The 7913-nt window shown below is 60.9% G+C and carries 8 protein-coding genes and 5 pseudogenes; 2 read left to right on the top strand and 11 right to left on the bottom strand.

Annotation, left to right across the window (positions count from 1 at the left end):
- The first annotated feature begins 330 nt into the window (after positions 1–330).
- Together Q1A06_RS14500 and Q1A06_RS14495 are read left to right on the top strand one after the other, a co-directional pair.
- Positions 331–1725 carry an MATE family efflux transporter gene (locus tag Q1A06_RS14500; protein WP_299564982.1) on the top strand — a complete coding sequence of 465 codons (1395 nt, stop codon included), beginning with the start codon at positions 331–333 and terminating at the stop codon, positions 1723–1725.
- Positions 1722–2153 carry a glyoxalase superfamily protein gene (locus Q1A06_RS14495; protein ID WP_299564980.1) on the top strand — a complete coding sequence of 144 codons (432 nt, stop codon included), beginning with the start codon at positions 1722–1724 and terminating at the stop codon, positions 2151–2153. Before Q1A06_RS14500 ends, Q1A06_RS14495 begins: the two co-directional genes overlap by 4 nt.
- Here Q1A06_RS14495 and Q1A06_RS14490 read toward each other — a convergent pair.
- From Q1A06_RS14490 to Q1A06_RS14455, 11 genes and pseudogenes are all read right to left on the bottom strand, one after another.
- A pseudogene (locus tag Q1A06_RS14490) lies at positions 2153–2485 on the bottom strand (DUF6441 family protein); the annotation flags it as partial. The gene Q1A06_RS14495 and the pseudogene Q1A06_RS14490 overlap by 1 nt on opposite strands.
- Complete coding sequence (locus Q1A06_RS14485; protein ID WP_299564979.1) at positions 2482–2640, bottom strand: hypothetical protein; 159 nt, start codon at positions 2638–2640, stop codon at positions 2482–2484. The gene Q1A06_RS14485 and the pseudogene Q1A06_RS14490, both read right to left, overlap by 4 nt.
- Before the next feature lie 166 nt (positions 2641–2806).
- Positions 2807–3828 (bottom strand): annotated as a pseudogene (locus Q1A06_RS14480) (major capsid protein).
- Between the two features lie 54 nt (positions 3829–3882).
- Positions 3883–4235 (bottom strand): annotated as a pseudogene (locus tag Q1A06_RS14475) (head decoration protein).
- A 63-nt stretch (positions 4236–4298) separates the two neighbouring features.
- The gene (locus tag Q1A06_RS21080; protein WP_366523533.1) at positions 4299–4592 is read right to left on the bottom strand and encodes a hypothetical protein; all 294 of its coding nucleotides are present in this window, start codon (positions 4590–4592) and stop codon (positions 4299–4301) included.
- Positions 4593–4867: 275 nt separating this feature from the next.
- On the bottom strand, positions 4868–5077 hold the full coding sequence (locus Q1A06_RS21075; RefSeq protein WP_366523532.1) for a S49 family peptidase: 210 nt from the start codon (positions 5075–5077) through the stop codon (positions 4868–4870).
- 6 nt (positions 5078–5083) lie between these two features.
- A complete protein-coding gene (locus Q1A06_RS21070) occupies positions 5084–5548 on the bottom strand; it encodes a hypothetical protein (RefSeq protein WP_366523531.1) in 465 nt (154 codons plus the stop codon).
- Positions 5549–5553: 5 nt separating this feature from the next.
- Positions 5554–5907, bottom strand: a pseudogene (locus Q1A06_RS14465) (phage portal protein); the annotation flags it as partial.
- A gap of 293 nt (positions 5908–6200) precedes the next feature.
- A complete protein-coding gene (locus Q1A06_RS21065) occupies positions 6201–6662 on the bottom strand; it encodes an HNH endonuclease signature motif containing protein (protein WP_366523530.1) in 462 nt (153 codons plus the stop codon).
- 153 nt (positions 6663–6815) lie between these two features.
- Positions 6816–6931: pseudogene (locus Q1A06_RS14460) on the bottom strand (IS481 family transposase); the annotation flags it as partial.
- Between the two features lie 301 nt (positions 6932–7232).
- A complete protein-coding gene (locus Q1A06_RS14455; RefSeq protein ID WP_299564977.1) occupies positions 7233–7790 on the bottom strand; it encodes a TetR/AcrR family transcriptional regulator in 558 nt (185 codons plus the stop codon).
- Positions 7791–7913 lie beyond the last annotated feature (123 nt).

Below are 7913 nucleotides of genomic sequence, written 5' to 3'. Positions count from 1 at the left end.
TGCCAATCCTCCCGTTCACTACAGGAATTGAATCAGCGACTTGCCCTCGGATCAAGGAATAGTTTTTCAACAAAATCAGCCCAAACCGACCGCACGGGGGTTCGCGCGCCTCATATGCGAGGGAACAAAAGATGAAGTGCCATCAGTGCCCCATATTGCCTTAAAGGCGGGTTCCTCGTATCTTAGCGTCAAGGTGCCGGGCACCTGCCGCCTGCAGACGCGAGTCACGGTGTAGCCCGAAGCAAGACGACATCTCACCCTCGAAGCATTTCGCAGGTGGGTAATGCAGGCCCCCTCCCGATCCGAAATGCCTCTCTTGAGGAGTGAGCGATGTCTGTCGGGCGCGCTGCCAATATAATTGAAAACCCCTTTCTGACCCTGCCGATCAGACGATTGTTCCTGTCCAACGCCATTCCCATGGCGGTGGTCATGTCGACAAGCGGCCTGCTGAACGTGGTCGACGGGATATTTGTGGGGCGTTTTATCGGTGCCCAGGCTCTTGCCGCCGTCAGCCTGGCCTTTCCGGTGGTCATGCTGTTGACGGCACTGACCACTCTGGCAGGTGGCGGCATGTCGAGCCTTCTGGCCCGGCATCTGGGCAAGGGGTCGCGAAGCGAGGCGGGCGCTGTTTTTGCGGGTGCGCACGGGCTGGTTCTCGTCATGAGTGTGGCCGTGATCCTCAGCGCACTGACGTTAGGCCCGGGCATCGTTTCGTTCCTCGCCACTGGCAATGAAGCCGTCGCGGGGCCTGCCCGGGATTATCTGCTGATCCTGATCCTGGGTTCGCCTGTGCAATTCGGTCTGGGCCTGCACGCTGATGCCTTGCGCAACGAGGGGCGAGCAGTTCACATCGCGTTGCTGTCGGTGCTCGTGAACCTGCTGAACGTGGCGGCAAACTACATTGCGATCGTGATCCTCGATCTCGGAATCGCAGGATCAGCGATCGGAACGGTGGCGGCGCAGACATTCGGCTTGGCGCTGCTTCTGTTGGTGCGCAAACGCAATCCGGCTCTTTTGCCCCTCAGCGCGATCCGGCACGCAAGCTGGCTGACAGGATGGCGGCAGATCCTCTTATTGGGTCTGCCATTGTGCCTGAGCTTCATCGGAATGGCGCTTGTGGCCAGCACCGTCCTCCTTGCCATCGGCAACACCGCCGCGGATCACGACACTTATGTCGCGGCCTACGGGGTGGTGACGCGCGTCCTTGGTCTGGCCTTCCTGCCGCAGATGGTCATCGCGTTGACCACCCAGAGCATCACCGGGAACAATGTCGGCGCAGGCCGAATGGACCGGGCGCGCGCGGCCCTGCGGCTCGCCATAGGGTGCGCTTTTCTGTGGTGCCTGAGTGTGGCACTGACTGGAATGCTGGCAGGTGAAACGCTCGGTGCGCTGTTTTCCGAAGATCAGGAGGTCATCACGGCAGTTGGCGCAATCATGCGCCCCATGACAGCGCTCTACGCCGTCACCGGGCCGATCCTCGTCATTGCCATGCATTTTCAAGCGATGGGGCATCCGCTGCGAACCGCAATTCTGACGCTGGTAAAACCCTGGCTTCTGACGCCTGTGCTCATTGTCGCCTTGAACGCGCACTCTGGGCTTCCACGCCTTTGGTTTGCGTTTCCTGTCGCAGATGCGGCCGTGCTTCTCGTGGCTTTGACGATCATTTTTCGAGGCCGCGTATTCGACGCAACTCCCACGACACTACTTGCCAAGGAGAGATCATGACACAGCCATCGCTCGATGCCGTTAAGGCACAGGCCAAAGCTCTCCGGCAGGCACTGCAAGCCAGGGGCACTGTCGTCAGTCATGCGCAGGCCCTTGAACTTATTGCCCGGCAACACGGCGCACGAGATTGGAATACGCTGCATGCCCGGCTCACCCGGCAAAACGTGCTCCCCGAGCTTGCCTTCGGCGATCGGGTTGCCGGGTATTATTTGGGGCAAGCCTATACCGGCGAAATCGTTGCCTTGTCAGGACCGGCAGGGCATCATCATGTAGAGATCAAGCTCGATCAGCCGGTTGATACCGTTCGGTTTGAGAGCTTCTCGAACTGGCGTCGCCGCATCCGTGGAACCCTTGATGTGGACGGACGCAGCCATCGAAAAACATCGGATAGCGCACCGCATCTGATCGTGGAGAAGGTGTCGTCCTGACTTCTGGCGGCGGCGACCGGTGTAATCGCAGGCCAGAAGCCGTCCTTCAAGCGGATCAGTGGTCCAGTATCGCGCGCGCCGACAATCACCGGTGCCTTGGACCAAACCAGCGCCGCCGCATCGAGGCTTGCGCCCGACAGCGGGAAGTTCTGGTTGCGGATCGAGTTCGCAAGCCGTCGACCAAGCCCTGCGCCAGTGAATTGTCCTCGCCAGTCGGATTTCAGCCCGGTTCCGGCCTCGCGCATAGCAGCAGACACGGTGCGTTCGCCTCCCGCAACCTCCGCTGCCATCATCGCGACGATGTCGGGATCGATGTCGAGCTTCAGCTTCATGATGGCCGCAGGTCCAACATCCAGATCAGGTGGTCGCTGTCACGCACACGCTCTCCCTGGATCGTGAAGCTGTCGATGCCGATCACGATCAGATCGCCCGGACGCGGATCGGAGAGGTCTACCACCTGGGCATCTATGGTGGTCGTGTCAGACAAGAGGCGCGCGGATCCGAATTCGGCAATCCGATCCGGCCCTTTTCGGACGACCCGTATGCTGCATTCTTCGGAGGTGCTGGCCGAAATTCACAATGCGGCCACCGCCATGGACGGGTTGGCATAGATCCCGTCTATAGCGGTAGCGAATGCGGTCATGACGCGCCGGTCAGTTCGACGTATGCGGGCGGATCGCGATACGCGGCCGCTTGTTGATCGGCAGGATCGAGGCTTCCGTCATCAGATCGATCCGGCGGCCTTTCTCGTCCAGATGCTGGCGGGCGTAGAGTGGCAGGCCCATGGTATTGGCAGCCTCCAGCAGGTTGGCCGGGCCACCAAAGGTGGTGAAAGTGTCCATCGTGCCCAAGTGGAAGGCGATCCCCTCACTGGCAGGGACCAGCCGTTCGCTGGCGTTGGTCGAAAGCGTGACGGTGCCCGAGTATTCCTCGAACACGATGCCCGCGAAGGGAAAGCTGCGGCGCATATCCTCCCGCCGCGGCTGCGCGCCGGTGGCGGCGTAGAACTTGTAGGCCTCCTCGGTCTTCGGATGCGAGATCAGCTTGTCGAAGAACTCACGGCTGACGAGGGCGCGGACCGAGGACATCGCCTCGCCTAAGAGGTTGTCCTCGACCGCGCGCAGCACTTCATGCAATTTGACCTGCACATTAGTGCCTGCTGTGCCCGTAGGAAGTCGACCGAGATCTTTGCCAGGCCGAATTCGGTGAAGTAGTTGTCGAGCGTGTTCCCAGCCCCGTCTTTGACGATGCCGCGCAGGGCGTTCATCTCCATGTATTCCCGGGTCTGGGCGTCCTTGCGCCGCATCAGCTGCAGCTTGCGGTTCATCACCTCGACCAGCGGGTCGGCGGCATCGAAGATACCCAGCGCCGAGCTTCCCTGGATGTCGCCCGGCAGAATGACATCGTCATGCGGGATCCACGGCAGGGCAAAGCTGCGCATGGCACGCCCTTGGCGGGTGCCAACCGTGGCGGGGCCAGCCAGAGGCACCGAGGGCAGCAGGTTCAGCACGCCCTCATATTGCTCGATGATCACCGATCGCTGGCTGACGCCTTCGAAGCGGAAGAGGCCGATCTGGCCACGGCGGGTATAGAGGTTGGGCAGGATGTTGATGGCCTGCGTCATCTCGGCCAGCGAATAGCCGCCAGCGTCAAACGGGTTGCGGACAGGGGTCATGGGGGCTCCGGAAGGAAAGAGGAATGGATGTGGATGCGCTGGGCTGGTTCGGGATCAGACGCCGTCGCGGGCAATGATGCCGACGGCGGCCAGCTGACAGATTTTGGTGGTGATCTTCGCGGCGTCATCGACGGTGCCGTCATAGGCGAGGCCTGCGCGCGAGACTATTGATGGGCCGCGCACGACGAGGATGCCGGTCGGATCGGCAAGGGTGGCGTCGACGGCGTAGAGCGAGACGGCGCTGGCGGTCTGCGCGCCATCAGCGCCGCTGCTGGTCGCCAGCTTGTACTTGCCGCTGGCCATGATCTGGCCGAGCACGAGCCGACAGATTACGGCATGCCTTGCAGCAGGGTTACGACCTCGCGGGTGTAGTTCGGGTTGACCTCATATTTGAGAACATCGCCCATGCTGGGCAGTTCCGTCAGGACGGGCTTTGGTCAGTCTCCATGTTTGGGGGGTTCGGCGCGGGATCAGCGCGAGGCTGTGGCGGCCTTCTTTGCTGCGGCGATGATGGGGCTGCCTTTCGCTGCCGCCGCAGCCGGGGCAGTGGCGGTGGCAGTGGCAGTGGCAGTGGCAGTGGCAATGATGCCTGCCGCATCGCCGCGCGAGGCAAGATCGGCCTGCGCGCGGGCGCGCAGGGCTTCAGGTTTCAGCCTGCGCGCAACGGCATCGGCGGCGTCTATGTCCACACCCAGTTGGGCGGCCTGCGCGCAGACCTGCGCCAGTTCGGCCGCCTCGGCGCGAATTGTGTCGGCGTCCAACACGGGGGCGTCCGTTGCAAGTGCCTCAAGCGTGGGCGCGGGCGCTGCGACCGACGGCTCGGGCGTGCCCGGTGCGATGGATGCGACGGACGGCGTGGCATCGGCAATCTGATCCGAATTCGGGTGTCGGTGGAGTTAATGGTCATCTGTGGACCCTTTCTGCTGGTGGAATTCGTGTCACGCGAAGCAGCGGCGAAGGCGGTGACGGTTTCGGCAAACAGGAAGCGCACGACCTCCAGCTCGCGCGGCATCTGGTCGTGCACCGCCACGGGCAGGGGCTAGTACGGGTTGGCATCAATCTTGTGGATCCCGGCATGGATCAGTGTGACCGCAATACCCTTCTGGTCCAGCGCCGCACTCATATCGGTGTGCAGTGCCACAACGCCGATGCTACCGACTGCCCCGGTGCGCGGCAGAATAATCCGGTCGGCCTGGGAGGCCAGAACGTAGCCTGCGGACAGCGCATGTTCAGCGACGAAGGCCTGCAACGGCTTTTACGCGCAGGCGGCCCGGATGCGATCGGCCAGATCGAAGGCCCCCGCGACCTCACCGCCGAAGCTGTCGATATCGAGTGCAATGCCGAGCACCGCAGGATCCTCGATCGCCGCGTCGATCTGGGCGGCGATCCCCTCATAGGAGGTGAGGCCCGAGGATTGCCCGATCCACGCCCCGCAATGCACCAGCGTTCCGGCGATTTCGATCACCGCGATGCCGTCGATCACTGCGTAGGGCTGGCTGCCATTGTGCTGATGGCGCTGGGCGAGATAATTGCCGAACAGCGAGGCGTGGGCGGGCTGCGCGGCGGCGGCCTGATCGGCGGCATCGGTCTCCACACCCTGAAAGGTGATGTCCTGCCCGGTGATGCGCGGCCCCAGCCCGGACAGGAAAGCCAGCGCCTTGGCAGGGTCCACCATCAGCGGCGTGTTGAAGGCCCGCTGGGCGATTTGCACGTGGTGCATCACGGTTAATCCTTGGGGTCGGGCTCGTCTCCAGTGTCTTCCGGCGTACCGTCGCTTTCCGCGCCATCCTGCTTGTCGTCACTGCCGCCCGCAGTTCCTGGCCCCTGCGCGGGCGATCCCGGCCGCCGGAAATCGAGGCCCATCGCCAGTTCGCGTTTGCGCTCGGCAGCAATTTCGCGGTCGACCGGTTCGGCGTCATAGCCGCGCTCGGAGATCGCTTGGGTGCGGGATATTAGGCCAACTTCGATCTGCAGGGTTTCGGCCGAGGCGCCCTTCATCGGATCGACCCAGTCCCATTTGGTTGGCAGCCAGGTGCAGGCCTGATACTGCCGCCGCTGGCTGGCATACTCGGGCAGGTTGCGGCGGAAGACGACCGGCTTCCATTGCATGCGAGCTCAGACGTGCGTTACGTCTCAGCTCGGTCATCCGGAAACGCTCTTTGCCGAACATGCTGTCAGAAGCGCTGGCCCGCCAGTAGCTCAACAGCTTTGAGGCATCATCACGGGTGGAAGCGGGAATATCTTTAGGCATATCAGGAAATTGAACTCACTACTGTTTCGAAATGAATAATTCATTCCATCTGCGGTTTTGAGAAGCTTTCACCAGAGATCCTGATTACTGGCCTTTTACCGATTTTGTCGTCTTTCAGGACTCAGTGTTTGAATAGCCGGTGCACTCTGCTGAACAGGTCTCGTTTCATTGTGCCCCTGTTCTTTCCATAGTGCAGCTCGCGATGGCAATTAGGGCAACATGCGATTGCATTGTCTACGGTGTCAGGCCCACCGCTCGCCAGTGTCTTCACATGATGAACTTCCAGAAATCCGGAACCAACATCGCGCTTGAAAGGCGCTGGCTTTTCGCAGGCCTCACACTTCCCGTCGGCCCGGAGCTGGACCCATGCGACGACGTCAGGATCGCGAATGAACCTTTGCAACGAAGCTGAGGTCTTCTCGACGGTGTTTGATCCTTCTGGTCGCGGCAGCAGGCCGTGGTGCTTCCATGCCCGGCTGATCGCGCGTCGGACTTCGTCATCGAGTTCGTCGGTGTCAGCTGTTGGTTTTCCAATCCAGACTGCTTGCTCTTGCAGCTCTATTTCGACATCTCCAGCCGTCACTCCTTGCAGAGAGCTGCAACTCACGCGAAGACGCAGTCGGTTTGGTTTGTTTGTTTATGCGGCTCTCTTGGCGCGCTTTGGCGGCCTCCCACAAGTCTTGTGGAACGATGGGAAGTTCTAGTTGTTCAGTCCCGGCATTTAGTGGCTCGGATTTCAGCTGAATCGATCTGGTTCTGAAGTCCAAATTTTGCAGATGTATTCGTAGGGCGTGAGACCGTTGAGGGTCTTTGGCTGCGTGCGAAGTTGTATGCGTCCATGAAGTCGGTGAGGCGTGCCTATGGGGTGCCGCTTGAACTTCTGTCGCTTCGGCTTGTCCATTGCCCGGCAACACATGCCTGCATGTGTGAGAGGGGCCATCGACATCTGGCAAGCGAGAGATGCCATGCCTGTGAAAGCACCGATGACGTGCCGATCGGGTCAGATGTGAAATCGACGGTTGAAGGCATAGCGCCGGAGCTCTTACCGAATGTCCAGTCCGTCCTGCACCGGAACCAAGTACGATGTGCTGTCAATCAGATGTGCGAGATCGCAGGAATATCCGCCGTCCTATACAGTTGGACCAGGCGTAGTTCACATTCCCGAGAGATCGTCACAGGTGGGGATTAGTGCAGCCGTTAATAGATCATCCATCCGGTCCAGAAGTGCCTCTTCCTTCTCAGGCGCCAGGATGTCGAATTCAAACAGGGAAAAGGCACGCATGCCTTCAAGTGCAAGAAGCATGATCATCGCGAGCTCGGGGTCGTTTGATTCGCGCTGCACTGTGTCGAGGATAGTCTGTTGATGGCGGCGGACCGGGTCCAGAAGGTCGGAATGTTCGGCCAGGACCGCCAAAATCCCCGACGAAGTGGGCGTTTGCTCTTGTCTTTCCTCTCGATGCGCGGCGATCAAGGCCCGCGCCAGCCGATTCCGTCCAGTCACCGGCATGTGATGCTCAATCCGCATGGCGGTCTGTTCGACGTGAAAGCTGACGATGGCAGCCAGCATGTCGGCCTTGGTGTGAAAATGATACAGCACCCCGCCCTTGGACAATCCTGCCCTGACCGCCACTTCTGCTATGGAGATGTGGCGCGGTCCTCGTTCGGCGGCCAGATCGCGCGCCGCAGCGACAATTCGGTTGCGCGTCGTCATTTTCGAAGATGTGACGGTCTTTGACATGTCCGTTCCTTGACAATACCGTCCAGACGGTACAGTGCAGCGCACATCCGCCGCAAGGCCTCTCTCAGGTCCGGCACCACATCGACAGGACTTCGT

This window comes from uncultured Sulfitobacter sp. (assembly GCF_947497275.1).
In the GTDB taxonomy this organism is placed as follows: domain Bacteria; phylum Pseudomonadota; class Alphaproteobacteria; order Rhodobacterales; family Rhodobacteraceae; genus Sulfitobacter.
The sequence above is the reverse complement of the archived record's forward strand: the minus strand, read 5'-3'. Positions and strand labels throughout refer to the sequence as shown.

Excerpts from the sequence above, each read along its gene's own strand:
- Q1A06_RS14500 (WP_299564982.1), top strand. The coding sequence starts at position 331 with ATGTCTGTCGGGCGCGCTGCCAATATAATTGAAAACCCCTTTCTGACC.
- Q1A06_RS14495 (WP_299564980.1), top strand. The coding sequence starts at position 1,722 with ATGACACAGCCATCGCTCGATGCCGTTAAGGCACAGGCCAAAGCTCTC.
- Q1A06_RS21070 (WP_366523531.1), bottom strand. The coding sequence starts at position 5,548 with ATGCACCACGTGCAAATCGCCCAGCGGGCCTTCAACACGCCGCTGATG.
- Q1A06_RS14455 (WP_299564977.1), bottom strand. The coding sequence starts at position 7,790 with ATGACGACGCGCAACCGAATTGTCGCTGCGGCGCGCGATCTGGCCGCC.